The organism is Paenibacillus sp. FSL F4-0125 (genome assembly GCF_038008565.1).
Lineage (GTDB): Bacteria > Bacillota > Bacilli > Paenibacillales > Paenibacillaceae > Paenibacillus_AQ.
The window spans coordinates 1,567,680-1,593,620 of sequence record NZ_JBBOZJ010000001.1 but is presented as its reverse complement, the minus strand read 5'-3'; the positions used below and the strand labels follow the sequence as shown (position 1 = coordinate 1,593,620).

General features: G+C 43.5%; 17 protein-coding genes. All 17 read right to left on the bottom strand.

The window, feature by feature from the left end:
* Positions 1-49 precede the first annotated feature (49 nt).
* On the bottom strand, positions 50-1,042 hold the full coding sequence (locus tag NST74_RS07095; RefSeq protein WP_341111157.1) for a carbohydrate ABC transporter permease: 993 nt from the start codon (positions 1,040-1,042) through the stop codon (positions 50-52).
* Positions 1,039-1,908 carry a carbohydrate ABC transporter permease gene (locus tag NST74_RS07090; protein WP_341111156.1) on the bottom strand — a complete coding sequence of 290 codons (870 nt, stop codon included), beginning with the start codon at positions 1,906-1,908 and terminating at the stop codon, positions 1,039-1,041. Before NST74_RS07090 ends, NST74_RS07095 begins: the two co-directional genes overlap by 4 nt.
* On the bottom strand, positions 1,905-4,187 hold the full coding sequence (locus NST74_RS07085; RefSeq protein ID WP_341111155.1) for a DUF5696 domain-containing protein: 2,283 nt from the start codon (positions 4,185-4,187) through the stop codon (positions 1,905-1,907). Before NST74_RS07085 ends, NST74_RS07090 begins: the two co-directional genes overlap by 4 nt.
* On the bottom strand, positions 4,181-6,217 hold the full coding sequence (locus NST74_RS07080) for a YIP1 family protein (RefSeq protein ID WP_341111154.1): 2,037 nt from the start codon (positions 6,215-6,217) through the stop codon (positions 4,181-4,183). Before NST74_RS07080 ends, NST74_RS07085 begins: the two co-directional genes overlap by 7 nt.
* Before the next feature lies 1 nt (position 6,218).
* Positions 6,219-7,079, bottom strand: a complete 861-nt coding sequence (locus NST74_RS07075; RefSeq protein ID WP_076119313.1) for a carbohydrate ABC transporter permease — start codon at positions 7,077-7,079, stop codon at positions 6,219-6,221.
* Positions 7,080-7,118: 39 nt separating this feature from the next.
* Positions 7,119-8,063: a carbohydrate ABC transporter permease gene (locus NST74_RS07070; RefSeq protein WP_341111153.1), complete on the bottom strand. Its 945-nt coding sequence runs from the start codon at positions 8,061-8,063 to the stop codon at positions 7,119-7,121.
* Positions 8,053-11,052 carry an extracellular solute-binding protein gene (locus NST74_RS07065; RefSeq protein WP_341111152.1) on the bottom strand — a complete coding sequence of 1,000 codons (3,000 nt, stop codon included), beginning with the start codon at positions 11,050-11,052 and terminating at the stop codon, positions 8,053-8,055. The genes NST74_RS07070 and NST74_RS07065 overlap by 11 nt, the downstream gene beginning before the upstream one ends.
* A gap of 97 nt (positions 11,053-11,149) precedes the next feature.
* Positions 11,150-12,736: an ABC transporter substrate-binding protein gene (locus tag NST74_RS07060; protein ID WP_042125234.1), complete on the bottom strand. Its 1,587-nt coding sequence runs from the start codon at positions 12,734-12,736 to the stop codon at positions 11,150-11,152.
* A gap of 48 nt (positions 12,737-12,784) precedes the next feature.
* Positions 12,785-14,569, bottom strand: a complete 1,785-nt coding sequence (locus NST74_RS07055; protein WP_341111150.1) for a glycoside hydrolase family 66 protein — start codon at positions 14,567-14,569, stop codon at positions 12,785-12,787.
* Positions 14,570-14,787: 218 nt separating this feature from the next.
* On the bottom strand, positions 14,788-16,419 hold the full coding sequence (locus NST74_RS07050) for an extracellular solute-binding protein (protein ID WP_341111149.1): 1,632 nt from the start codon (positions 16,417-16,419) through the stop codon (positions 14,788-14,790).
* A gap of 24 nt (positions 16,420-16,443) precedes the next feature.
* Positions 16,444-17,850, bottom strand: a complete 1,407-nt coding sequence (locus tag NST74_RS07045) for a response regulator transcription factor (protein WP_341111148.1) — start codon at positions 17,848-17,850, stop codon at positions 16,444-16,446.
* 2 nt (positions 17,851-17,852) lie between these two features.
* Positions 17,853-19,553, bottom strand: a complete 1,701-nt coding sequence (locus tag NST74_RS07040; protein WP_341111146.1) for a sensor histidine kinase — start codon at positions 19,551-19,553, stop codon at positions 17,853-17,855.
* Positions 19,554-20,804: 1,251 nt separating this feature from the next.
* Positions 20,805-20,990: a hypothetical protein gene (locus NST74_RS07035; protein WP_076099596.1), complete on the bottom strand. Its 186-nt coding sequence runs from the start codon at positions 20,988-20,990 to the stop codon at positions 20,805-20,807.
* A gap of 450 nt (positions 20,991-21,440) precedes the next feature.
* A complete protein-coding gene (sigK, locus tag NST74_RS07030) occupies positions 21,441-22,142 on the bottom strand; it encodes an RNA polymerase sporulation sigma factor SigK (RefSeq protein WP_042125228.1) in 702 nt (233 codons plus the stop codon).
* Between the two features lie 208 nt (positions 22,143-22,350).
* Entirely contained in the window at positions 22,351-24,021 is a 1,671-nt protein-coding gene (locus NST74_RS07025) for a recombinase family protein (protein WP_341111144.1), read from the bottom strand.
* Between the two features lie 525 nt (positions 24,022-24,546).
* Positions 24,547-24,678, bottom strand: coding sequence for a hypothetical protein (locus NST74_RS07020; RefSeq protein WP_341111143.1), 132 nt, complete (start codon positions 24,676-24,678; stop codon positions 24,547-24,549).
* A 67-nt stretch (positions 24,679-24,745) separates the two neighbouring features.
* Positions 24,746-25,630 (bottom strand): hypothetical protein, encoded by an 885-nt coding sequence (locus NST74_RS07015; RefSeq protein WP_341111142.1) that lies wholly within the window; start codon positions 25,628-25,630, stop codon positions 24,746-24,748.
* Between the last annotated feature and the right edge of the window lie 311 nt (positions 25,631-25,941).

Below are 25,941 nucleotides of genomic sequence, written 5' to 3'. Positions count from 1 at the left end.
AGGGCCACTATTGTGACCCCGACAGATTTGTTCCTTCTTCCTTCTGTTGTCACTCCCCGGTAATCCCTGTTTTGTCAATGCTCTCCACAAACCATCTTTGAACAATCAGATATAAGGTAACGAGCGGAATAATGGATAATAACGTTCCCGCAAAGGCCTTCGCCTCCGTAAAGTTCAAATTCGGATTTTGGTTGAAGTCTCCGCTTTGACTGGCTTTGACCGCAGCGCCGTAAGTGTTCTGTAGATCTCCGAGCAGCATCGGAACCGTCCGAATTTTGCCGTCCAGATAGAATGAAGTCAGAAAGGTCTCATTCCAATAGAGCGAAAAGGCATAGACGCCTACGATAATAAAGGCCGGCCCCGCCATAGGGATAGCGATTCTCCAGAACGTTCTGAATGCACCTGCCCCATCGATAAATGCCGCCTCTTCCAGCGCCTTCGGAATCATTTTGAAGAACTGGAAGAAGATCAAAATAAACAAAGCCGCCTGCTCTCCCTGTCCGGTCAATGCCGGTATAATAAGCGCACCCAGATTCCCCTTCAGACCGAGCTCCATAAAAATCTGAAACCGCGGAATAAAAAACAAAGTCTTCGGGACGATATAGGTGAACAACAGCAGCAGCAACACGATATTTTTCCCTTTGAACTGGAAACGCGCTAGTCCGTAGCCCACTAGAGCGGAAGAAATGATTACACTTATTGTCGAAGCACCCGCCACAATAGTCGTTGTCAGGAATGAGCCGGGCAGCTGCAATGCCTTCCAGGTCATTTCATAGTTGAACGTATACAGACTGCTAGGCAGCCATTTCACCGTGCTGTCGACCAAGTCCACGTTTGACATGAAGCTGGCCGATAACATATAAAGCAGCGGATACAGGAATATAAATCCGAAGATAGTCAGAATCGTATAGGTTGCCGCCTTATATACGAATCCGTCGCTGATCTGCATACCGAACAGAAACTTCTTGAGCGGAGGCGTGCTTCTTCCGATTTGCTGCTTCAATTGCTTATACGGCTTGATTTGGACCGGTTGTTGAGTCATTTGGCCACCCCCTCTTTGGAATTTCTGCTGCGGGTCGCAAAATACAGGATAAGTATGAGTGCGATTTGGATTAAGGAATACAGCAGGGATAGCGCGGAAGCATAGCCTTCACGTCTGGACCCGTCGAATTTGGACTCCATAATGATGGTATTGATCGGATTCAAATCAAAATTTGCCAGGAAAACCACCAGATAAATTACGCATATGCTTACCAGTGGATAAATGGTGGGCAAGGTAATCTTCCAGAAAGAAGTCCACGGCGATGCCCCGTCGATGGATGCCGCTTCGTACATATCCTTGCTGATTTTTTGCAGCGCCGCGAGGAAAATCAGGATTGGCACTGCACTATACCACATCAACTGCAGAATCAGCTCAAACAGATTCACAATCAGCAGCAAAGCTCCCTTAGATGGAATAATCGTCCCCAGCGTCTCAAGGATGAAGTGATTGGCAGTGATGGACATGCCTCCATATGTGCTCATATTCTCAATCAGTTTTCCATTCAAGATAATAATCGGCAGGAAGAACATCAACCGGTAGATTGCCTTTCCCCTTATTTTCTGGTTAAGCAGCATCGCCACAATAATGGACAGAGCAATAATAACCGGGACATACACTAATGTGCCGATAAAATAATTTTGTGCTTCAACGACAAAGTCTGGCTCCTCTAACAGGATTCGTTTGTAGTTCTCTATACCCACCCAATTGTATCTCCACCCGGACTTCGATCCGAAGGATACCTTGTAGAAGCTCATATAGATCGTTCTGTACAGCGGATAAGCGACAAAGGCTAGAAAACCGAGAATCCAGGGACTTATAAAGAGAACGCCCATTAAACCTTGCTTGGTTTTTATGCTCAATTTCATAGAATCACGAACCCTTTTGATTTAATTCTAACGTCTTGATAGCGATACTCCGTATCCTTGTAATTAATCACTATTTTGCGGCCGTTGTCGTACTCTACAAGGACAACACCGTCGTCAATGATCGTATGGTTGATCATTACACTACCCATTACATTATTTAGAGCTTCACTAACAACCGAATAATAATTGTCAATACGGTCCTCCAGAGTCTTCAGCTGCGAGACATAGACATCACTTGAACCTGTCCGTTTGATCTCATACGTCGATTCACCTGTCAGTACAAACGAAGGGAATACCCCGAATTCAATCAGCTTAAGAATGGCCTCCGCATCATTGGATGAGAAGTTCATGTAAGGCGAATACATATCCATATAACCGCTCAGGACTAACGGCACCAATGGAACTGTAGCATCAATGAAAATCAGATTGGAGGATACGATCGACGTGTCGTAATAATCACTGGCATATTTGAACAGATAAGCATCAGGCATATACAGGCCTGTTTTAATTCCATTATCATTCAAATACTTCAGAGTCTTCTCAGTGTACGCCATTCCCTCATTCGCATAACCGACTGTTCCATGATCATAGTGAGTAAATGGACTATTCCCGAATCCGTCCAGGGCCAGTTCGCCGATCTTATATTTCTTGAATGTCTCCAGATCCCGTTCAGCGAGGAAAGAATAGTACTTAGGATTATTCAGATAATTATACTGTGCCTTGTTTTCATTCAGCACGCTCATATCCTTGCGGTTTAACTTGCTCGCCGTATATTTCGTCTCCTCGTACCAGGATCTCGCGTAGTCCACATAATGGCTGAACTTGATATCATTCACGGAGAAATAATCCACGGCTTCTTTAAACGCCTTGCTTCCGCCAAGCTGATTCATCATGGTGAAACGATAAGCCCACTCATCCTTGACGAACATCTTGAATGAAACACTCAGCTCTGAGTAACCCTTCTCCTTCAATTTCCTTACGAGCTCCTGCGCCTGTATATAGGTTGTTGCCGGTACGTTCTCCACGCCCAGTGTTCCCATCGCCAATTCATTATTGACGAAATCAATTTTCATCGGAACCTGGTCGTGTGTTCTCCCCTTATCTTGTTTCAGCAGCCCGTCTTGCTGGATCAGGAAGCTGCGGAAGCCCTTGGCTACCCCGACATAGTTCGATTGGTCGCCCTCCAGAAAAACATAGCGCTGCACCAGCTCAAACCGATTCGGCTCCTCCTGAAAGCTGAGAACAGATTGTTCCTGATTTGTCCGACTCTGCACCTGCGCATACTGTGTACGATAGGTATAAGTAAAATAGGACTGATAGAAATTCGTCTGCAAATCACGGGATACATAATTATAATTCGCATACCCCTCACCGCCCTCGGCAATCACAAGCAAGCCGGAGCGGCCTTCCTCATGAATAATGCCATAAATCGGCAGCGTTATCCGTTCAAGCGGCTTCACAACGGTACGCCTGGGTGTGAACTCCGGAGTATCTTCATATCCCGGATCCGGACCATAGACAGGTGCCGAATAGCCAGTCGCATACTTCGGAATTTCTCTCAGCTTCACAATAGCTCCGGCCCCATCAGGCAAGACGATATAACCGTTCTCTTTATGAGTAGCACTGCCAAAAAACGGATATGGAATAATCTCGCTTAGCCGGATGTCGTTGTTTCCCGGCTTGCCAAGCTTGGGGTTATATTCCTCGATACTTCTGCGCGGGACATGAATAATTAAATCTCCCTCTTGCAGTGCAACAACAAGGTCAAACTTGATCTTAGCCTTGGCGAAATCTATCGTTGCTGTAAAGCCCTCGTCCCTGTACTGGTAAGTCAGCTTCGCATTATCTCCCAATATAGTTCTTCGGCCGGAGGTGAATTTGTTATACGTGACAATGGAAATCCCGGATTTAATATAGGCTGCAACCTCATTGCTGTACTTGTTACCTTTCGTATTCACACTGACATCATAAGAGAACCACGTGCTGCCGTTGCACTTGTCCTTAACCGCTATGGCTGCCGTTTCTTCCTCCAGATAAAGCTCCAGCTTCTCGTTGCCGGCCACCATCCTGAAGGCAGCCGGAATTGGAGCGGCACTGCCGGCGGCAGCGCCGCTATTGAAGCAAGTCTGCTGTGCATTGTTCACAATAATATCTTTATAATCATTCTGGGCAGCGGCTATGCCGTATTCGATCTTCTGGCTGTCGCCAATTAAATAATTTATACCGAGTGCCGCTGCAATCAGAAGAACTATTCCGTATTTCAACCATCTCTTTACCATTTTTTGCTCGCCTCCGTAATCACGTCATACCCGAAATCAAGTAATTGACTGCCCAGCGAGTACAATACAAACAGGAACAATCCGATGATAAGCATCGTAAACGTACTCTTGAACACGACGTTAACCGTCTCTCCAACCTCATAGCTGTGAATGTCCTTGATCATAAAAAACATCAGAAAGGCAATCCATAGCATCATGGCCTGAATCGGCAAGTGATAGAAGACCGATTGTTCCAGCGTCAAGCCGTTGCTGAACAAAACAAGCGGAGGCAAAACAACCAGAATTGGACTCAGCGCATATGCCGTGGCATTATAGACATCCCTGAATCTACCTTCCCCATCGCTGATGGAGCAAATGAGATAATTGGAAACCATCCATAACACCGCAAGCCCGAAAATGATCCATAACTGATGAAGAAAGTACCCTTGTTTTTCAACAAACAGACCGCTGGTGTGATCATGATGCAGAATGAATACGGCGAATATCAGCATGTAGATCAGAGTGGCCGATTTTCTGGATACTCTGTTCTGATATTTAATTTGGTAGAATCCATCCAGCGGATGCCTCAGAAAGGTGAAGATAAACATCAGATCGCTAATGACTTTGACCTTGTAGATAACCTTCAGCCGATCCTTAATCTTGGTCCAATATTGATATTTCCGGTTCGTAAATTTATGGGCATATCCAGTAATCAATAAACTAAGTAACAGTGCGAAAATAACATCCAGATGGTTCTGCAGCCAGGACTGGCGGATTTCCCAGAATGCTTCCGATACGCCTGCCTTGTACTGGGCATCCTTGAATTCTTCATAGGCCTCACCAGCCTCTCCATCCCGAAGGTAAGCCTCACCCAGACCAATTCGCGCCTTGTCAAAAGTTGAATTGTATTTCAACGTATATTCCCAAAGCTTCTGGCTCTTGGCGTACTCCCCGTTCTGATAGGCGTCCATTGCTTGATGTACCGCACTTGAGAATTCGGACGAACGGTAGATTTGGAGCAATTTCATCCCTTGATCGACTACGATCACTTCATCCGTCGAATTGGAGGCAATGCTTACAGGCCGATTCAGAAGCCCGAGGCGGCTGGAGTTGAAATCCTTCCCTCCGAACATAAAGAGCAGGTTGCCATTGGCATCATATTCAAAGATCCAGCCATCCGAGCTCACGGAATAGACAGTGTTATGACCTCCAACCCATACACTTTCCATGGAATAGGTCCCGATGATACCATCCGGATAATAATTCGTTCCCGAGACATTGAACTTCTTGATCGGGTTAGATTCCACAGAAGATGTAACAGTGTAAATAAAGCCCTTCTTGTCAATCGCTAAATTGCTGGGAACGTCAGGAAGAACCTTCTCCAGTTTGTCTTTCTGAGTCTTGGTCAGAAGACTGGACCGCAATTGATCAAGAAAAGGAACCTTTAACGGATTCCCTCCAAAGAAAGTGATAAATTCTCCATCCCTGTTCAACATGATCAGACCGTTGACCGAACCAGCGCTTCTTACGTAAATATTGCCTCTTAAATCAACCGCGATATGGGTCGGGCTAAAATCGTAGCCTTCAGTAAAAATCGGCGAATCCGGCTTGCTGATTTCCTTTTTGAATGCGAAAGAGGATTTGTCAAAGATATAAATCTGTCCTGCCCCGGCATCCACCACATAGATGGAATCCTTCGTTACAAATGTGCTTTGGACTGCGGAGAACTTATCACTTGTGAGTTCCTTGTAGAAGCGTAATTTCCCGTCCAAAACAAATACCTTGTTCAATGCGCTGTCCGTAATATATACGTAGTCTTGCTCATCCACAAACACATGCTCGGGCGTATCCAGTCTTTGCCCGTTGATTTCTCCAATCTGCGTGACTGGCGTATAGGCGTCCTGCGTCCGGATCGTATACCCTTCACTGTCACTGGTGTAAGTGAAGTAGGGAGCATCCGAGGCCGCATAAGCCTGTGACGTACTGAGAAACACCATGATCAGCGCAACCGTCACCAATTTCAGCGTTCTTTGCATTGTCCACTTTCCCATATCACTTAATCCCCGTATGAGCCATGGAATCCATGACCTTATTTTGTAAAATTATAAACAGTATCAGATTCGGCAGGAACATGACTAGTCCGGCTACGGCCGACAATCCCGCCCCAGCAACGATGTTCCCCGATTGCGCCACCAAGGTGTTCAAGTAGAAGGGCAGTGTGCGCAGGGATTCATCGTTCATGAAATTGGCAGAGCTCTCAGCATTGCCCCAGCTGGCCTGGAAGGTCAATATCGCGACAGTCACGAGGGCCGGCTTCACCATCGGCAGCATCACGCTCCAATATACTCGCCAGTTTCCTCCTCCATCCATTTTGGAGGCTTCAATCAGATCATCCGGAACCTGATCCATAAATTGCTTGAGCAAGAAAATACCTATTGGCATCGCCAGCATCGGGATAATGTGCGCGAAGTAGGTATTGAACACACCCATTTTCTCAATAATGAGAAAACGCGGAATCGCTACAGCGACCGGCACAAACATCAGAGCCAGCGTGTTAATCTTGTTAAAGGTTTCCTTGCCTTTGAAATGCAGCTTCGACAGTCCGAAGGCCGCCATGGAACTAACCGCTAACGTCGACAGAATAACAATCGTTGTCGTGAGGACACTGTTAAATACGTATCTGGATAACGGAAGTCCTGATTCCGCCGAAAAATGAAGCAGTAGACGGAAATTCTCAAAAGTCGGCTGGCTTACGAAAAACCTAGGCGGATACGCAAACAACTCCGTAAACGGTTTGAATGAATTATTAATAATAAACACAATCGGAAGGACCATAAATATGGACAACACAAGCAAAAATATATGAAAGCCCAGCTGGTCTTTATGCAGTTTATCGGGATTGAACTTGACCATTCTTCTCACCACACTAACGAAAGGATAAACACTATTTATTTATTCTCCGAACAGCTTGTAGCTGACCTTGTTGAATAAAATAACAATGCATAACAAAGCTACAGTAACCGCAGAGGCATAGCCCATCTCATAACGAACAAAACCGAAATCGTTGGCATGGTCAACGATCAGCCATCCAACGTATTGGGGGGGCGGTGTCCCTCCGCTAAGTGTAGCGGCCATCCCCGCTGCATTAAATGTGCCGATAATAGCCATCACTGCACCGAACAGCATTTGCGGCTTCATGGACGGAATCGTAATGTAGAATATCTCCTGCCAACGGTTGCGGATGCCATCAATATAAGCAGCCTCGTACAATGTCCTGTCAATATTGAGCAGACCAGCCAGCATCGCCAGAAAGCCTACACCCATGCTTCCCCAAAGCGCGATAAATATCATGATCGGCATCAACAGCTCCGGAGACTGCAACCATTGCACCGGCTCCCGGACGATGTTCAGCTTCAGCAGCCAGTAGTTTAGATAGCCGGCCTGATCTCCGCTGAACAGCACTTTCCATACAACCGCCATCATGACAGGGCCTGTTATGGAAGGAGAATAGATAATAACGGTATACAGGGTTCTCATTCTGTGAGTCACCTGGGACAGCATCCATGCCAGCATAAAAGCCAGCATGTATCCGAAGGGCCCTACGATAATGCCGTACAGCAGCGTATTCGGCACCGCATTCTGGAGAAACACCGTATCACCTGTAAACAAGTCGATGTAATTCCGGAACCCGACAAATCTAGGGAATTCAACGGTATTAAAGTACGTAAATGACATCGCCGCGGCAATGACTACCGGAAGTACAATCAACAACAAAAACAATATGGCATAAGGCATGATGAACAGATAAGGAGAATCTGCTACGCGTTTAAAGCGGCTTTCGGTTTTTCCGCTCAGGCCAGGCTTCAATCTCCGGTTAATCGGGGGGCTACTTTCCATTTTCTCTCACCCAATTCTCTACATTATCAATGGTCGGAACCTTATAGGGTTTGACCAATTTCCCGTCAGCAATGTACCCAAATTCCTTCAGCTTCCTTTCAAGCTCCCGGTTGATGGTTTTGACCGCATTATCCAGAGCCGTTCGCGGATTTTGCTTACTAAAGACGACCGCATTCCATGCATTGCTGATCTCACGTTCCACCACGTAATCGCCCGGGACCTTCCCGGTCGCTTGAATCCATTCCCACTGCTCCATGATCGCGTCCTTCGAATCGGAAGGCCATGCACTGTCGGCAAAGCCCTTCAAATTCGCAGTCATATAGAGGAACTTCTCTCCCAGGGTCGATTTGATATTGTAAGAGAACTCACTTTGCACATTTGCGCTTTCCCACCACCTGATAAACTCCCAAGCCGACTTTTTCTTGTCACTGTTCTTAAAAATGATGCTGGAGGAGCCGTACGTAGGATCCCAGCGTTCAATTACACCCGCATCATTTCTGACACCCGGAATCGGAAGAACTCCCCATTGTCCTGCAAGATCCGGTGCAGCATACTTCAATTGAATGTAGGTATTAGCATCGCCAATTCCTACTGGTGCCTTCCCGTTTCTGAAGTTTTGGAAGAATTCTGAGGTTGTAATCGGCACGTTATAGACCGTGAATAGGTCTGTCATGAATTCAAAACCCTTGTAGGCGCCTTCTTTGTTGATGGCGGTCTTACTTCCGGTTTCATCGTACAATTGCCCGCCAAACTGGTATAGAAATGGCGTCGTGGTATCGAATCCCTTAAAGGAATTATTTGATCCCAGCGGAGTATAGAAGTTCATATCATATTTCTGCAGCATTGGGACAAGGCCCGCTACATCCTCCCAGGTCTGCGGAGGCTCTTCACCCAGAAATTTTAGGATATCCTTCCGGTAGAATAACAGCTTGACATCCTGAGTTTCCGGAAATGCATAAACACCTTCATCGTAAATAAAAGGAATAAACGCTCCAGGATGGAACTCTTCAGCCAATTTGTAAAAACCGTCGTAACCCCTTAAATCCTCAATAATTCCCCGAATGGCCAATTCAAAGGGTTTGCCAAAGCTGACACCCATCGCTGCATCAGGGGTGCTGTTAGCCGCATTGGAGAGCACGATCTTGTTTTCGTCCGGCAATATGGACAGATTGATCTTGATTCCAGTAGCAGGCGTAAACTCCTCATCGATCATCCGCTGCATAATTTCTACATACAATCTGGACTGATTGACCCAAATCTCAACCGTGTCATCATCTATCTCTCCGGCCTTTGCATACCGGGGATTGCCAAAGGAATAGAAGAAAGCTTTAACATTCTCGACAGAGCTTGTAAGCAAGCCGGAATCTGCCTTGGGCAATTCCTCGCTGTTGCCAACATAGATCTTGTCCAGATGCATCGGATTATACACCAGCATAGGCAGGACCGATTTAATCCGTCCGTAAGCGGAGGATTGGTCGCCCATAAATTTGCCCATGTAATGGGGCAGCTCATTCGAATCCCCAATAAATTCCTCCACCAATTGCTTGGCTACTTCAAGCTGTGACAGCGCAGGTAAATCCCTATTACCTGTCTCTTCGATCAGGGCGAGCTTCTGCTCCTCAAGCTTTGCAGAAATTCCTTCCAGATAGGTTGAGATTTCAGGAATATATTTTTGTATATTCCATTTCCTCTCTTTATCGACAAGCCCTCCTGTCAAGCGGTTAACGCTTTGGCTTGTGGAATCAATCATCTCAGCCGTTTTGAGCAGTTCATGATAAATATCTCTTATCCGAGTATTATCAATGGACAGCGACAGGGTATGTTTCCCTTTTTCCAGATATATTTCATAAGGAACACCTTGTTCATCCTGAAGAGTTGCATTCGTCCAGCCGCTGGAATAGTCAAATGAATAAGACTTCAGTTCACTGAAGGGAACTTCTCCGTCAATTTCAATACGCCGGTGTGTCGGCATCCCGTTATTGGTATCTTGGGAATACTTGAAGGTCAGATGATAGAAGCCGCTTTCCTTAACCTCAAGCGGATAAGAGACCTTGTCACCGCTTTCTCCGAACGAATAACCATCCAGCACATTCAACAGCCGGTGTTTGTATGAATAGGGAGTAATACTCGAATTACGGACATATTTGGCCCGAATGCTTTGTCTGCTTTTCACGGCGATATCTTCGGCTTCAATCGTCACAACAGGTTCTGAAACCGGCTTCTCTGCCCCATGTGCCGCCGCATATTCTTTATAAGAAAGCTCGGGACTGGCCGTATTGTTCAACCACGCCTTCCCGATCAGCACATATCCCTCCTTCAGCGTGAACGAAATAAGATTTTTGCCTTTGTTCAAATGGAATTTCATGGGCTCCGTATAAAAGAAGTTAGGATCAGAAAGTCCTTCATTCCGCCAGGACGCAGAGATCACCGACTTGGGAGTCAGTTCGTCCCCGTAACGGTCAACCTTGTGCTCCGTATTCTGTGTTTTCCAATCTATTGCGAGCTTCAGCTCATTCATTTCGTTATACTGCTTCTTGCCGTTGATCTCTACCTGGAGCTCAGGGTTTAAAGTAGACTGCTCTAAAATATAGTCGTCGAGCCAAATTTCATACAGACCCTCGTCCTGGACCTCTACTTCATAAGTCAGAACATCCTTTGGTGCAGCGTAAAGGACATCGCCGCCATAGCCTTCACTTCGCGAAGAACTATAGATTTGCCCGCCCTTGACAAGCTTCATTGGAATGCTCTCAGGCAGTATCGGAGCAGCAACCTGGTCTTTGGTCCACTGTTTGAGAACATTGTAGTAGTTACTGTCACCGCTTTTGTTGGTCATATAGGCCTCGACAGCCGCTATGCTCCGTTGAGATTCGGCTTGCGACAATACGGTTCGGGCATCGTTATCCGTTAAGCTGACGGCAAGTACTCCGGCAGCCACTGCAATGAATCCAAAACCGGCTATTACATACCCGATTTTTCCCTTGGTTTGCACTTGATCACAACCTTACATCGTCAAGTTTTACTAAAGTGACCATAACTACCGATCGGATTCCGCCTAACCGGTAGTTATGGGTATTGCAGTGTTTGTTTTATTTAGCGTTATACTCGCCCAGGTAATCATCAAGCGTTTTGTTCATCATTGAATCCCATTCCGCTGCGACATCACTGTACTTTTTGCCTTTGTCTCTGATCTGATTTCTGATTTCCCACGGGTTCAAGGTATCATAAGCTTTAACGACGCCCGGAAGCTGTCTCGGGTAAGGCACCGGATTGGACAGCATTTGCTGGAAGTCGACATTCTGGAATGCCTGGAAGTTAAAGATGGCCAATTCACTATCTTCCGGGAAGCCCTTAACCAGGGGGTGGTTCTTCAATACTTCAGGATTGGTCGTAACCGGCCAGCCCTGAATGAAGTCCATCAGCTGATCCTCCGCCCGTATTGGCGCATCTTCGGGAAGACCCATATACTCGTCGATCAATGCCCAGCGGGATTTCAACCCCTCTTCGCCGTAGGTCAGCCATTTAAGCAATTGATAGGCTGCTTCAGCTTTGACCGGATCTTCATCCAGTGCGCTGGACAAGCTTAATGTGTCATAATATCCATGCAGATCCGTGATGCCCCCCTCAGGTGCAGTCGGCATCGGGTAAATATCGATATCCATTTTCCGGGTTTTGATCATTTCATTCACATCCGTACTCAGTGAATACAGCCAGAAGTTTCCGACCGCTTCCAAACCGTCTGCCCAAGGGTTGGTAGATTCGCCAACCTTCTTCTTCCGGACATCTTCCGGCAAATCCCAGAACCATAAGCCTTGCTTATCTTCCTTTGCGAACTGGTCTAGCCACATACCGTATTTCTTGCTGTTCGCGAAATCAAATCTCTTGGTTTCGGAGTTAAACCCTTTCCAGCCGTTTGGAATACCGTCAAAATAGTGTGGGCCATGGTCGATAAAACCGATGCCTCCCGGGAACACCGGATTATTCGGAGTAAGTTTGGCGACCTCCGAACGCAGGTGTTCATAATCTGCATAGGTCCAGTTGTAAGGCGGTATAGCGATATTATTTTCCTTCAGCAGATTCAGGTTTACTGCAGGGAATTCGGACACAGACTGGAACGGAATCCCATAAATCCCCTTCCCGTCATACGTGGTCATAAAACTTTTCGCATTTTCAGAAATCCATTTGGACTCCGGGTCTTTGTCAAGATAGGATGTTAAGTCTAGCGTAAGCTCACGGTCATAGGATTCGGCGGCCAGCGGCGAATAGAAAATATCGGGCAGCGTTCCCTCCATCGCTCTCGCCGTCAGAATTTCGAGTTCATCCGTATCTGACTGCTCAATGGCGAACTGGGAATCACGGACAACCGTGATGTTCGGATACTTCTCCATGAATTTGCGGATGTTCAAGAACATCGGGTTCGTATCATCATTTTCACCGTAGAAGCGCATGGCATAATCCAGTTCAATTTGCTTTTCCTGCCAGTCAGCTACGCCGTTTCCATCCTCGTCTGTCCAGTTCGTTTCGGCTTCCTGGCCTTCTGTATTCTGATTATTTCCACCATAGACTTCCGAGTTGTTTACATTTGCCGAGTTCGTGTTAGCGTTACCGGAGCAAGCGGATAGCAGAAGTGAGAAAACTAACATGATTGAAGAAACAACAGTTATTCTCTTTTTCATAAGACCCTCCATAATTTGCATATTGATTTCGTTGAAGCTTAAGCTCCATCATTCGTATTCGACGGTGATTAGATCCCAGTATTTTAGTTTCGGCAGTTGCAGGAATACGTTTCCATCCTTCTGCTCAAATTTCAGTATGATTGGGGAGCCCTGATAATAATCAGGGGAAGCAAACATGACTTTGCTTACCTTCCGTTTCGCAGGGAAGACAACGTCCACCTTTTCAAGCTCGGGCGGTTCAGCTTGCTCCGCCTGATTGTCCTTCCACTCCATCGTTGTCGCACCGATGAAATTGATGAAATGAATAATATCAGTATCAGCCTTGTGCTTTGTGAACGACCAAATTCTCCCTTGTTCAGGTTGCGGTTTGATTTCAACGTCTGCCGACCCGGAGACCTTAAGCTCCAAATTCTTCAGGCCGTCCCGTAAAATGTTTTGGTAAGCTGTGAGGAAGTCGTAGTAACGAATCAGCTGTGCTTCAAGCTCAGGCGGCACAGACAAATTTTTGTTGGGGAAATATTCATTTGACAGCATATTTTCCCCAAGCTCCAGATGAGACCCGCCCGATGCAAATATCACTGCATCCGTCAGCAGCACGCCCGGTGTATTGAACATTCCCTGTCCGGATTTGGAATGCTCATAGTTCATATAAGCAGCTAGGACCGTATTTAATTTATTTCTGCCGGCGCGGTTATTGCTGTCAATAACCTCTTTCAGATCCCCATATTCAGGATAGGACCAGACCTCTGTATAGAGAAAATCAACAGGTGCCAATGCCGCCAGTAATCCTTGTCCGTACTGATCAACCGCATTCATGACATAATCGACGTCCAGCTCTTTTTTAGCTGCTTTTAGAAATGAAACGTAAGCTTGCGGAAGCTTGACGATCTGCCCCTCCGAATTATAGAGCGTTCCCCGGTCTCCCAATTGATCAACATGCCATCCGTCGAACGGCAAGTGCTCAAGCACTCCCTTTTCTTTCGCAACCAGATAGCTCTGCCATTCAGGATTGCTCGGGTCATACAGCATAATATCACTGATCCAGCCCGGAAGTGGATGCTTATCCTGATCAGTTAGGTCGCGGTCTTTAAACAACCCCCATTCCTTACTGACCCCATCTTTGGCCGCATCCTCATAAGCGCCAAAAATGAGATTATAATTCATGGCCTTCATATTTCGGCTGTGGGCCAGATTGATATAGCTTTTCACTGTATTGAAGGAAATCTTCCTGCTCGCGATATCCTCCCATTCTTTCGCAGGTTTGCCGTCAAAGGTTTTGATCGGGTCATGATGCTTGTATTGCCAATCGTAGAATTGGATTCCATTAATATGGAATCTGTTCAAGCGTTCAATGACTTTCTCCACTTGTCCCTGACCCATACTCGGGAAATCAGACAAGTAACCATAACGCGGAAATTTGCTCCAATCCGAGGAAACGTCAACCGCAATATTCATCTGATCTGTAATCTTGTTATCTCGGGACACAAAAACTTCCACCATGTATCCTTTATAGTCTTCCTTGGGTGGAGTCCAGCTCCAGGAGGCCTGACCTTCATCCGTTTTCACCTTTTGACTGCCAATCTTCTCACCTAAATGCCGGTACTGGATGATCAGCTCCGCCTTAGGCGCCGGCGAACTCAACTGGAGGGAGAAGCTCACAGATTCACCGGGTTTATAGTTGGCCTTATCTGTTGTTAAAGCCTTCACCCCTCCTTGACTTACCACTTGCACAGCGGAAATTTCACTGATCGGCCTGCATCCAGATACTGCGAGCGTCATGAAGCAGGCCAGCAAAATTCGGGAGTGTTTCACTTTCGTCAAATGCAATTTCATCCATTTAAACACCTCTCATATTAATAAAGGAATACTGCTGCAGCCGCAAAACAGTTTTGCAATCGCTTTCAATTCAATTCGATTCCTATATATTAAGGATACAAGGAAAGGACGGATTCCTAAGATAGGAATCCGTCCCGAGATAAGGTGGATAAATGATTAGTGCCAGACGACATTCCCCCTCCTGATGAGCGACGTATGTCTACCTTCAGATCCTCTTAAGGGGATATTGCCTTTGCAATCCCATCGGTAATCTGCTCGCCTCCCTGGAGCTTCCAATTTTGGACCCACTGATCGAACGTTTCCAGCGGAACCACCCCCATAATGATTTGTGTAAACACATCCATCTCCTCATCCGCAAGATACTTCCATTGTTTGGCGAAAGAATTCCTGCCTTCATTGTAGATGCTGTAAACCTTATTCAAATTCGGATCATACAGGTTCTTTCCTCCGACCAGCAAGGAATAGGCACGTCTGAAATTACCGTCCCGTAGATTCCAATATTGAATATCGGTGTTATCGTAAGGAGGCCGTTTGACATTATAAATAGTTTCCAGATCACTTGCCAGCATCGGATACTCTTCCTTCCCCTGAAAATTGCCCGCCTCCTGCCTTCCGGCCATCACGTCTTGAATAGCTCTTACCGAAAAGGCAATTTCATCCCGTGGTACGAGCATATTCTGTAAAGGTTGAAAAACATCCCCATATTTCTCCCTGTCTCTCAATGTCAAGTTCGCAATTTTGATAATAGCCTCAGGATGTTCATAGCCCTTGCGCACAACAATATAAGATTGCGTCGGCCGGAATATCTTCACATTAAATTTGCCTGCGGTATCAAGTGGCAAGGCGTAAGCCTGCCAGTTCGCCCGCGGATTATTCTTCAGCGCTTCCGGGATTGGCCAATCTCCCCCGAAGGAAGGAGCGAAGAATATGCCTGCCTTACCCTCGATCACGACTTCCGCCTCCGTCTCACGGATTCCCATTTCACGATCAATCAGCCCCTTGGCATACAGCTCACGAAGTGCGGCCAGCGCAGTTCGGGTTTCCGGCTGAATCGATCCGTAAACTGGCATTCCGTTCTTACCTTTCAGCCAAAAACCCGGGTATGAATCATAGGCAGAGAATATTGGATTCAGGTTAAAACTTCCTGGCCCTGCATTGTATTTGTCATAAAGGGAAGTTCCAGCGGCAATGCCGATTGTGTCCTTTTGCCCATTGCCATCAGGATCTTGTTCAACAAACGCCTTCGCTACACTCTCCAATTCTTTCATTGTGGATGGAGGTGCCAATCCCAATCTGTCCAGCCAATCTTTCCGTATCCACATCATGCTAAAATCTTCAGGATTAGCTGAAGGTAAAGCAAGCATTTTTCCGTTTATCATAACGTCTTCCTTTAGTCCCGCGTTAGTGCCTTCAATAATGCATTTCATGACCGGTGAGGCGTACTCCTCATAAGCTTTTGTCAGATCCTCCAGTTCATCCGCCTCAACCATTTGATTAAATTGATAGGGAGAAACCACCATTGCATCAGGAAGCACATTACTGGAAATCGCCAAGTCAATTCTTTGATCCATATTCTCATGTGTAGCAAACCAGTCGATATGGATATTCACATTCAACTTGGCTTTAATTGTCTTAATCCACGGATTATTAGCGGGGGTTTCCCCTGTATATGACTTGTAGTTGGGATCAACTCCCATTACGATATTCAGCGTAGTCGGTACTTCGTATTTCTCGAACGCTGGATCCTCCCCCCTTTCCTTGATGATATCGGTTTTGTTCTGACTGCAAGCGGATACAGATAATATTAGCGATATGAGTAACAGAATCATTAAACTTCTTTTCAGCATGCGGTCCTCCTTAAACACAACGATTTATTGGGGAATACGTTTACGAACCCGATATTCACTCGGAAGTAGTCCGGTTAAATCGCGAAAGGTGCGGCTGAAATATTTTTCATCCGTATATCCAGTATGCTCGGCAATCCATTGAATCGTATTGTTCGTATGCACCAGATACTGCTTCGCCTTTTCCATCCGTAATTCACGAACGTAATCCTTGAAAGTACGTCCAATGATATCTTTAAAGCACTGACTAAAATAACTCCGGCTCATATTCATTTCTTTCGCCACCTCGGCAGAGGTCAACGGTTGATCCAATCTCATCCGCACCTTTTTCTCCGCTTTCAGCACACAGTTGACAATCTCCGGGGAGTAATTAGTTTGAAGCGCTGTGTACCGAATCATTGTGCGGGTATCCTCCAGCCATCGCTCAATCTGAAACCAGGAATGAAGTGTCTCATCAAGCTTGATCTTTCCAAACACCGTTCCGGCAAAAGCTCTGTTCCATTCGTTAACAAAAGAATATAATAAACCGATCAGTCGCGTTTGCGGTATACGAAGCATCTTTAATTGTATTAAAAGCCGCTGGAACAATACATCATCGTAAAGCCACTCCCCAGACAACAACAGTTCCTTCGGCTCTTCCAGTTGATCTCCTACTCCCCGATTCTGTTCATACAGATCGTCATAATTCTTATTAATGCACAACGACAGAATCGTGTTGTCGGGATTATATTCATAGAATAACTCTCTTTCCGTAAAGCTTCTAACCCATCGCTGAACTTGAGTCAATGTGAATTGTTGCAGATCCGACAATTGAATTAGCACAACGTTCTGCAACAAACGGATACGTTTTGATAGTTCATCAAATAGATCGCGCTCATTTCCATTTAAAGCAAGCACTAACCAGTTGTTTCGATCCACTTCAACCACCTTGATATCAGGGATATATTTCAATTCCTCGGCCCAGTCTTTTAAATCCTTGTGATCAAGAACCACGACGGAATATCCTTGCTCCAATGCCCCATCTTGGTGGACTATTCCTTGACGTGCTTGCCCTTGTATTCTGTCGGCAATTCTTCCGAGCATGTCTTCAAGCTGCTCCTTCTCTAAATCTAGATCGACCTTGGAAATATAATCTATAGCCCCAAGCCGAAGCGCCTCTTGCACATATTCAAAATCCTGATGCACCGTAAGAACGACAACGTGAAGTTCTAAATAACGTTTGCGTAAAACCCGCATTAACTCAATGCCCGACATGACTGGCATGCCTAAGTCAGTCAATACTAAATCAACAGAATGAGACTCTAAAAACTGGAGGGCCTTTTCCCCATTGCTCGCCTCACCAACAACCTTCATATCAAATTCCTGCCATGGCATCATTGAAATTAGTCCTTTACGGACCAATTTGTCATCATCCACAACAAGTACCTTAATCATGTTTATACTCTCTCCTCTTCTAGCGGTAGCGTTAGGAAAATACTAGTTCCTTTGCCTGGTTCGCTTTTAATCTCCAGCTTGGCCAGCTGACCATAACGGGATTCAATCGTCCGTTTAACGTAATTCATTCCGATTCCCATCCCTGACTTCTGTTGCTCTGATGTCTTGTTGGTCAACAGTTTTTGAATATGTTCATCGGACATTCCCACTCCATTGTCATGTACGGCAATCTCTATACCTTGGTTCAGCCTGACAATAACCAGGATGTATCCTTCATCGTCAAGCCCATGGTACAGGGAATTCTCAACGAGCGGTTGAAGGATAAACCGGGGTACCTCTTTTTTTAGCAAGACTTCGTCAACCTGGATACGGACATCGAATTGAAAATCATATCGAATTTGCTGCAGCGTCAAATACTGCTTAATAGCATTAATCTCTTCCTCGATGGTAGAAGGACGGCCTAATTTCCCCAGATTATAATATAATAATTTATTCAAAGCCTGGATCAGGCGGTCAATTTCATGCTGACCGTTCATAACCGCCAGCCAGTGTGCGGTATCTAAGGTATTCATCAAGAAATGGGGGTTGATTTGGTAAAGCAGCTTTTCCACTTCCAGATCAACGCGTTGCTTTTCTTTTTCCTTAACTTCGCCGAACAATTCCCAAATGTTTTTCTTCATATTTTGAAATTGTCGCAGTAAACTGTCGAATTCCGGGATCTTCGTTGACTTAAGAGTCACTTGATGCTCGGCGTGCGTCATCATCTTGATTTCGTTATGGAACAAATTAAGCGGCCTGTAGACCATTTTCCACAAGACCCAGGCCATGATTAATGCCACGCTAAGGAACACTAAAGAGAATAGAGAAATTTGAAGGAACCACCTGTTCTTTTCCCGGTTGAAATCCGCTTCCGCAAAAACTGAAATTGCGCTCCAACCTTGCTTACTCTTTTGTTGGAACCAGTAATAATCGTTGCTGTGGCCGGAATTTTTTCCTTTGTCAGATTCAGGGAAATATGTTCCACTCTTGAACAGACGTGGAACTTCACTGTATATGATCCTCCCCTCCGCATCCAGAAGAATCAAGCGTGAAGAGTTGTTTTGTGCCTCCTCATTATCAAGCATGTTTTTCAATAATTGAAATCCTGATTCAATATAGACATACACATCATCCCGTCCGGGAAAATTCACTTTTCTAAGTACAGACAATACGTATTCATTATCAAGCCGGTTAAAACTTTCGTGCGGCCCGTAGTAAGTAATGCCATAAGATTGGGCAAAAAGAGGCAGTTTGTTAGGAGAAAAACTATACTTTACTGGGAAATTGGTGAAATGATAGGTTTGATCTTTATCAAAATAGTACATAGCAAGGCCGATCTCCGGATTAGTGAAGGTGATCAAATTCAATTTACTTTTGAATTGATGCTGCAATTTCATCCGACGAAACGGTTCCTCCGTTCGCATTAGCTCATCCAATTCTTTCAGGATGGTGCCTTCGTAAGCAAACTGTTGCGAGATGTGATTAAGGCTACTGAGCGAGTTATCCAAGGATAAGGTCACTTGCTTAAGATTACTTTGGATACCTGTTTCAAGTTTATTGGTTAGAATCGAATTGATCGTATAATATGAGATCAAGCTGATAAAAACAAACGGAATCAACGAACTTATTAAATAAATGAAAAAAATCCTTTTCTTCAAAGTCATATCAGGAACACCTTGTTTTCTATAGAATCGTAGTCAAGAGATATCAGTGTTTTCAATTCCCTTAGTAGATTGGTATAAAAGCTCTATCACTGAGAAATATACTATGTATGTAAAAGTAACTTATATCTCTGCAATAGATTTAGTGTATTATGACAGACTGGAAACGATACCTTTCCAGATTGTAACATACTAACTATAAGGAGTTGAACTAAGTCAGTTAATATTTAGTTATAACTTTCAATTCAACACTTTTGAAAATTAAGGACCTAGATAAGATATTTACTGACCCTATTGTATTGCTCGTAGACCTTCTTTATCAGTGTCTTATCATCAAGATCTCGATCGAATTCTTTGTGTTTTAGAGGAGCGTGATACCCATTTCTTGCGACCACAAAACCTTGCAATGATGAGTAATTAGACATTCATTTCGAATTTTTCAATCTTTTCATACCACTCTTTTTCATGTCCTGCATCCAGACCTACGAGCACTTTTTAGCATTTCTTTCTTCTACTTCAACCGCTCGATTTACCTATTTTGTCGACATATTTCCTCTTAGTCCTCGCTGATCCCCAAGTCCAAACTCTCCAAGTTCCTGATATTCTTAATCCAAGCCTTCAATTGAAGTCTGTTCGTTATTCCAAAACTACTCTATATTTTTGTGATAGATCTTCAACGACTTGAAGATGTATTTCCTTCACCTTTATCTGACATATCACTATAAATCTTTAATAGTTTTCTTTTCAGATGTTCTATTATAGATTCGATTAGGAATCAGAAAAATCAAATTTCCGGTTGATTATTCTACCAATTAAACTAACATCCTTATTGAAATTGATATTAACTAAAGAAAGTAAGTTAATCAAATAAGAAAAATTTTCCGAATTATCTATATCTTTAACAAGTCCATCTACTGATCCTTCTAACTCTTCAATTCAATCTCTTAATCACTAATAGTTTCCTCCGCACTGGGTAGCCCCACTAAAGACAAGACCTTGAAGGGTTAATTCCGTTCAATACAAATTGAACGGTGAGAACGTATCCTTACTTATATGCGCACCTTTAATAGCGAGCGTTGTTATAACTTTCAACGATACATAGAATTAATCAAGAGCTTCTTCAAAAGGAAGTTGCCCATTGCTCTTGGTATTTTTATTTACCTTTAATAATATGACTTTTCCGACTTTTTAAATCTCCTATGAAGATTTGATTAGGGTCAGACGGATCATATTTTCGGTTAACTGCTTTATTAATTAAATCAATTCCTTAGCAAAATCGTAAGAATTGAGTCGGAATCCCAACGTCCTCTTTAGCGGTCTATAGTATTTGATTAGTATCTGTTTAGCTTGAACTTCCTCATAACCAAGAAGACTAAGTTCACGAATGACTTCTTTAATATAGGGTCTATCCATCATATGTCTGCTTTTCGAATTGTCCATGCTAATTAACTCCATTTCTTTTCCTTAATCTACTCATTGGTCTTTAATTTAGGCTTAATGTATATCTTCACTTAAAGTATTCTTCTGAACACCACTTTATCATTAGTTCTCTACTTTTTTCATGAATTTTTATTAACTGGTTTAAAACAAAAATTCGTTGAACTATATCTTCAGCTATAAAAAACTGTCTCTTAAAAAAATTATGTTGCTTCTGATATGGACCTTGGTACTTTTCATTATTTTCATATACATGTAACAATTGAATATGTAGATCATATATTTCTTTATATGACATAATAGCACCCCTCAGCAGTTAAAAGTTAATTTTCTGAATTTGCTTTTTTTATGTTCAATTAGCCCAACTATTTGAATTAACAAAAAAGCAACCCCCTTGTTGGCAAGTCGCTTTTAACAAAATCTATTGTGAATCTTCAGTTATTATCTAAGATCCTAGCGCTTCGCCTTATAGAACTCATGATACAGCTTCATGAGCGCTCGCTTCTCAATCCGCGACACATAGCTGCGACTGATACCAAGCTCCTTGGCAATCTCCCGCTGCGTTCGTTCCTCACCACCCGTGTCTAATCCAAAGCGGCCCACTACGACTTCTTTTTCCCGGTCATCCAGAATATCAAGGTTACGATAAATCTTGCTTTTCTCAATCTTAAGATCGACCTCTTTAATGACATCATCAGCCTCGGAGCCAAGGATATCGATGAGTGTAATTTCGTTCCCCTCTTTATCAGTCCCTATCGGATCATGTAATGAAACATCCTTGCGGGTCTTTTTCAATGATCTAAGATGCATCAGGATTTCATTTTCAATACAACGTGCTGCAAATGTGGCCAGCTTTGTGCCTTTGTTTGGACGGTAACTCTCAATAGCTTTAATCAAGCCAATAGTTCCGATGGAGATCAGATCCTCCATGTCTTCCCCAGTATTATCGAATTTTTTCACTATATGAGCTACTAATCTCAAATTGTGCTCGATAAGCAAATTCCGGGCTTTAGCATCCCCTTCAGCCATCATGCCTAAGTATTTGCTTTCCTCCTGCTCCGAGAGCGGCTGTGGAAATGCGTTGTTCCTTACGTAAGATACCAGCAACGTCAGTTCTTTAATTAGCAACGCGATCGTACTTAAGAATCCAGGCAACTTGGCGACACCTCCCGCACTTGTACAATGAAACCGATCTGTTTGCCTTACGGGTTCATGGTCATCTTATTGTATGTGGGTAGATGCCCAGAAGTGCATGTACATAAGAAAGCAGCATCATAAAAAAATAGTCTTCTCATTAAAAATCACTTAACTATGCTAAGTATCATAATGAAAGGTTAAACTTACGTTTGGCAAACGAGTAGCATCAACCATTAATGCTACCCTTACGCCGAGTTGGTAAGGAAAGTTTCTTATTCAACGTCAGTGGAATATCGCTCTTACTTCCTCCATCTTGACCTCCTGTAAGCTCGCTTAGGCTCCCGACTACACTAATGTTAAATCCTCCATCTTCTGCTTTGAGAACAATTTCATCAATGAGTGTTTCAATGATAAAGCGTTTATCCTCAAATGCCAGTTCTGCTCCTTTACTGCTAATAAAATCGTTTATCTGCTCGACTATCTTAAGATTCGCCTCATGCGAGTAGTGTTGTTCTCTGTGCGTTTTGCTCTGCCCTTCATATAACTCCAATTGTGATTGCAGTTCATTAATCTCACGAATTAACTTATAGGAATCAGTTGCTAGCTCATCTTCCGTAATTACATCCCGTCGGAACATGATTTTCAACTTATCCATTTCTTTTCTCTTTTCAACGATCTGGCTTTGGATCATACCAGCAGTAAAAAGTAATTCATCAATGACTTCTTCTACTTGCCCCGCTAATCTCTGCATATAGTCTTCTGGATTAGACAATGCCTCCATGACCATATCCCAAATAAACTCTTCTAGCACCTCTGCTCGAATACTGCGTGAAGGGCAAGGTTGGGATATCCCATATACTCTAGGAAAAAGATTAAGGCATCGGTAGCAAGTGTATTTAACTCTTTTACCTGTCTTCTTATCCTTTCGCCCAGTGTATGTAGTCCCTCCCCATTTACGACCACAATGACCACACCGAATAAGTGATCTCAACAAGTAATTAAAATGTACATTCCCCGAACGAGTAAAATTCTTAATACGCCGTTGGCGCGCTTGTTCATATAACTCATCGGTTATAATCGGTTCAATTTCAACCATAATCCAGTCGTTTTTTTCTCGTATTGTGTATGTTTTTTTGGGATTTCCAAATTTACTCTTTTGTCCCTTGAGTTTCTTCACTTTTCTACGATTGTAATAATACTTGCCGATATATATTTCCGAACTAAGCATCCGACTTATTGAACTTCCTCCCCAGTTTCCACTGACGGAACGTTTTGGGCGGACACCCATTTTGAAAAGCCTGTTCCCAATTTGTCGGATTGTCATATTTTCATTCAGATACCAGTGATATACCTGTCTTACATGCTCTGCCTCCATCTGATTCACAATAAGTTGCCCCTCAACCCAATCATATCCGAAGGGGGCAACGCGCATAGGCATGATCTTTTTGTCCTTTTCTACGGCCTTCAGCCTTCCTCGAACAGTCCTCTTCTTAATTAGAGAAAGCTCATATTGAGCAATAACACTCATCAAATTAAAGAAAAGTTGTCCTTCAGGAGTACTTTGATACTCCGTATCAACAAAGATCAGATGAACATCACGTGACTCAAACTCCCGGCACAAGAACAACTTATCAGTCAGATCACGTGAGAGACGATCCGGATGGGTAATGATAACCCGGTTGATCAAACGAGCACTAATTTCTTCCCGTAGTTCATTCATAGCCGGACGATCTACATCTTCTCCGCTAAAACCTTCCTCACGGAAAACTTTAATAGAATCAGGATGAATGCCTAACTCATTTGCTTTGTTCGTGCAGAGTTCGACTTGGTGTTCAAGACTGTGTCCCTCAGCTACCTGCATACCCGTTGAAACTCGTCCGTATATTGCGGTATACACGCATCCATCCCCTTCTTTCTTCCTTTTCTCTTTTGTTTTTTACTTGACGCAGCTGCTAAAAAGTTTGAGAATATTTTCCAATTGTGCGAGCTGGTACGTTGTTCTGTTGGCTGACAATGACTCAGCCGACTCCCATTAATAAAGCGGCTTCTGAAAAATCCATCGAATCGAAACAAAAATCGAACTGGATAGGTTCATATTTTCGAGCTTATTTTCGAACCATTGCTCCTTGATTGCTATTGGACATGTATATCTCTTGTCACCGAATTTGATTCCTTGCGATGTGATCAAGCCTTTACCTTTAATGAACGACAATTGGTAGTCATCAAAACAGGAACATATGTTCTTGCTATGTATGATGTCCAGTTGAATAGAAAATAAACCGACTGTGGTCAGTCGGTTTTAAAAAATTTTTTTTTAATTATGTAGTCGATAGCTCTGTCTTTGTTTACTTTTGCCTTTAAAATATCCGATCTCAATACAATTAGTTTATTAGTCTGATTTTCCCCATCCTTATCCTTATCCTTATCCATCTTGCTTAGTATCCTCAATAACATCATTATTTGAATTTTTCTTTTCTTCCTCCCTGATCCATTGTTCAATTATCTCAAGAGCTTTCTTTCTTACTGATTCATCAACAGGCTGTTTTTTTGGCAAAATAAAAACCTCCGATATCGTAATATCTGGAGGTTTCCCATTACTTAATCAGTATCATATTTCTCACTCAATACAGTGAGGGTGGCTTTACGATAAACTCGATTGGATAACAAATAGGTCGCATAGAATGAGGATGTCTGATTATGACCGTATGATTTATTTGACTAGGTATTACAGTTGGCATATAGCCATAAATATAACTTTCTCCGTGAAACAACTTCATAAATAGTTCGTATTCTTTCGAACTCGCAGTTATATTACAAAGTTCTATGATAACTGTCCCCATAAGGACTTCTACTCGGAGATATAATTTTAGATTAGTTTGTTTATCTATCAGGATTACTGCTCTTACATCGTGAGAGTTGTGGCATAGTGCTCTTAAGTATTCTTCCCATTCAGACTTACCATAAAATAGAGATGCATCATTGAAAAATCCAAAATGCTCAATACTCCAAATTTTCTCTGGGAAGGATAACAAAAGCCATTGAAGTGGCAACCTCGATATCAAGGCAATAAAAGCAAGAAATTCACCCGGATAGTTTGGAACTGGGATGATTCTTCTCCCACCAAATGACTCGTCTAAAGGGGTCGACTCAGTTATATCTTTGTGTTTCCGATTCTCAAAATCTGTAAAATTGGTCAGTTGATTGTTGTTTATTCGAAAATCATTAAACAATGAGTTCTTACTAAAGCCAGTTAATTCTTCCCGCATTATAACTAATCGCCTTGCATTTATGTCCTCTATTTTCAGTAAAAAGACAGCCAATTCATTAAGATCCATTCTTAAAAAGAACAGTTCAGGCCAATCATATGTAAATCTATCTTTTGGGTCTCTTTTGTACTCCAGAAAATCTTTAATAGTTTGTTTGGATGATTCAGAATAAAAATCCCGAATTCTTTCTAGTCTCACAATAATATCCTTTAACTTATTCTTATTACGTTTTCGCCTCATACTATATCACCGAGAAAAGCATATACCACTCTCATGCCACGGGCCCTAGTTCACTTTATAAGGTGAATTAGGGCCAAAACTTGTTTTTAGGGGTATCATGATCAATCAAGTGATGCAGAGAAACTAAAGGACAAGGAGTAAGACAGAAAAACTGAACACATAACCAGACATCTAAAAAAGCAATATCATGTTTCCTCCTGATAAGTCTGCACCTCCTTTTGATTTTCGTCCTGATCATGATAAACCTGTGACATATATACTATTTGACAATCCACCAATAAAAAAAGGCGGAAAACACGATTTCTTCGTTA

Bases quoted from the DNA above. Each gene is read 5' to 3' on its own strand.
- NST74_RS07050 (WP_341111149.1), bottom strand. From the start codon at position 16,419: ATGCTGAAAAGAAGTTTAATGATTCTGTTACTCATATCGCTAATATTA.
- NST74_RS07060 (WP_042125234.1), bottom strand. From the start codon at position 12,736: ATGAAAAAGAGAATAACTGTTGTTTCTTCAATCATGTTAGTTTTCTCA.
- NST74_RS07095 (WP_341111157.1), bottom strand. From the start codon at position 1,042: ATGACTCAACAACCGGTCCAAATCAAGCCGTATAAGCAATTGAAGCAG.
- NST74_RS07080 (WP_341111154.1), bottom strand. From the start codon at position 6,217: ATGGGAAAGTGGACAATGCAAAGAACGCTGAAATTGGTGACGGTTGCG.
- NST74_RS07075 (WP_076119313.1), bottom strand. From the start codon at position 7,079: ATGGTCAAGTTCAATCCCGATAAACTGCATAAAGACCAGCTGGGCTTT.
- NST74_RS07015 (WP_341111142.1), bottom strand. From the start codon at position 25,630: ATGAGGCGAAAACGTAATAAGAATAAGTTAAAGGATATTATTGTGAGA.
- NST74_RS07085 (WP_341111155.1), bottom strand. From the start codon at position 4,187: ATGGTAAAGAGATGGTTGAAATACGGAATAGTTCTTCTGATTGCAGCG.
- NST74_RS07070 (WP_341111153.1), bottom strand. From the start codon at position 8,063: ATGGAAAGTAGCCCCCCGATTAACCGGAGATTGAAGCCTGGCCTGAGC.
- NST74_RS07045 (WP_341111148.1), bottom strand. From the start codon at position 17,850: ATGATTAAGGTACTTGTTGTGGATGATGACAAATTGGTCCGTAAAGGA.
- NST74_RS07040 (WP_341111146.1), bottom strand. From the start codon at position 19,553: ATGACTTTGAAGAAAAGGATTTTTTTCATTTATTTAATAAGTTCGTTG.
- NST74_RS07090 (WP_341111156.1), bottom strand. From the start codon at position 1,908: ATGAAATTGAGCATAAAAACCAAGCAAGGTTTAATGGGCGTTCTCTTT.
- NST74_RS07055 (WP_341111150.1), bottom strand. From the start codon at position 14,569: ATGAAATTGCATTTGACGAAAGTGAAACACTCCCGAATTTTGCTGGCC.
- NST74_RS07035 (WP_076099596.1), bottom strand. From the start codon at position 20,990: ATGGACAATTCGAAAAGCAGACATATGATGGATAGACCCTATATTAAA.